At 37.8% G+C, this 2198-nt stretch carries 2 protein-coding genes; both read left to right on the top strand.

Annotation, left to right across the window (positions count from 1 at the left end; translation table 11 throughout):
- On the top strand, positions 1 to 233 hold a 233-nt coding region (locus ACZFYI_RS19415), incomplete at its 5' end, for a sensor histidine kinase (protein ID WP_462525774.1).
- Between the two features lie 8 nt (positions 234 to 241).
- Positions 242 to 2198: tetratricopeptide repeat-containing sensor histidine kinase (locus ACZFYI_RS19420; protein WP_462525775.1), on the top strand; the 1957-nt coding region annotated here is incomplete at its 3' end.

Consider the following 2198-nt stretch of genomic DNA (forward strand, 5'->3'; position numbering starts at 1 on the left):
AGAAAACTGAAAATGGAATTGAGCTTTCTGTCCAAGACAACGGAAACGGCATTCCTGATCACATCAAAGAAAAGATATTCCAGCCTTTCTTCACCACCAAGCCAACCGGACAAGGAACAGGATTGGGATTATCCTTATCTTATGATATCGTGAAGGCGCATGGGGGAGATTTTCGTGTCCAAAGCACCCTAGGCGAAGGAACAGAAATAACCCTGTTTTTATCACTTGATTAAAAAAACAAATGAATAGCACGGCTCGATTAGGTACAGAAATTGAAAGTTCCAAACCCTTGATTGATAAGCGGAATTCAGTCTGTGAAAGATCAATACCCGCCGTCCAAACCTTCCGAAATCCTTTTAATGGAAAAGTAGAGGTAAAAGAATCGATACTTTTTAGAAAAACATACAAGGAAACTGAAAGAGATATGTGGTATAGAACTAAATTATTACGGTTATTACTTGTTTTATCTCTAATCGTAAACTTTCAGTCATTTGGACAAAACGAGCGAGTATTACAATTAATGAATGACCTAGAAACTGCCTCGACAGACAGTGCTAAAATTTACCTTAATAAGCAGTTAGGCTACTACTATCAAAATGTTAATCAAAAAAAAGCTTTGGAATATTTTGATGCCGGGTTGAAGGCCGCTGTCAATGCTAATGATAGTTTGCAAATTGCCAACATTCATTTTGCTAAGGGATACACCTTTCGCCTTTTAATAGAATTTCCTGATGCCTTAGATAATTATTTAAAATCCGCTCGGATCTATGAGAGCCTGAATGATAACTGGCGCCTGGTTAACACCTACTTTTCCATTGTGAACTTATATACCAGCAATGAAGATGTTTCTAAGCAGACTGAATACTTGAATAAAGCGGAACAATTGGTAATTAAAGAAAATGACAGCTCGCAGATCAGTAACTTTTACACAAAAAAAGGGATAATTTATGATCAGCAAGGGAAACTTGATTCTGCAGTCATTTTATTGGAAAAGGCATTGGAGATTGCTTTAAAAATCAATGATTCAAATGAAATAGGCTCATCTCTCACTAACCTGGGGCTATCGCTAAAGCATCAGAATAAAAACCAAGAAGCGTTGGTCCAGTTTGAGAAAGCCTTGCAAATATATTTATCTAAAAATGATCCCTTCTCGCTTGGGGCACTTTATAACAATATAGCTTCGACCTATTTTCAATTAGGAAATTATCAATCAGCGCTGGAGAATTTTAATCTCAGTATAAAGTATGGAGTGGAAGCAGGATCTCCTGAAATACTTTTGGAGAATTACAAAAATCTAGCTTCACTATACGAGGAAAGCAAGTCGTTCGAAGATCAGGTAAAGTATCTAAATAAGTACTATACCTTAAAAGATAGTCTCTATACTATTGACAAAGAAAATCAATTAACCCAACTGGAAAGTGACTATATCATTGAAAAGAAGAACCTAGAATTAGAGACTAAAGATTTAGAGATTCAAAAAAAGCAAGCTCAAAACATTACATATATTGTTCTCTTCATTTTTAGCATACTTATTCTGGTTTTACTGATCATTTTTTATAAAAGGTCACGTAGAAAAAATCAACTTTTAACTTCAAAAAATGAAGTAATAAACCAGCAAAAAACAGTGCTGGAAAACACCCTCCAAAATCTCAAATCCACCCAAGCCCAACTGATCCAATCCGAAAAGATGGCCTCCCTTGGAGAGCTGACAGCAGGTATCGCCCATGAGATTCAGAATCCGTTGAATTTTGTGAATAATTTTTCAGAAGTCAGTGCCGAGCTAGTGGAGGAGATACAAGAAGCAAGAAGCAAGAGCCAAGAAACAAGACCAAAAACGGAGGAGGACGAAATCGAGGATGAGATTTTGGAGGATATCAAGCAAAACCTCGAGAAAATCAACCACCATGGCAAGCGTGCAGATGCTATTGTTAAAGGAATGCTGGAGCATAGCAGGGCCAACAAAGGCGAAAAGGCTCTGACAGACTTGAACTCCTTGGCGGATGAGTTTGTACGGCTTTCCTATCATGGGCTTCGGGCGAAAGACAAGAGCTTTAACGCTGACTTTAAATTGGATCTTGATCCGAACTTGCCAAAAGTAAATGTGGTCGCTTCCGATATCGGAAGGGTGATTCTGAACTTGGTGAACAATGCTTTTTACGCAGTTCAAGAAAAGTCAAAACCCGGAATCGAAGGCTACA

Source organism: Aquiflexum sp., from assembly GCF_977115555.1.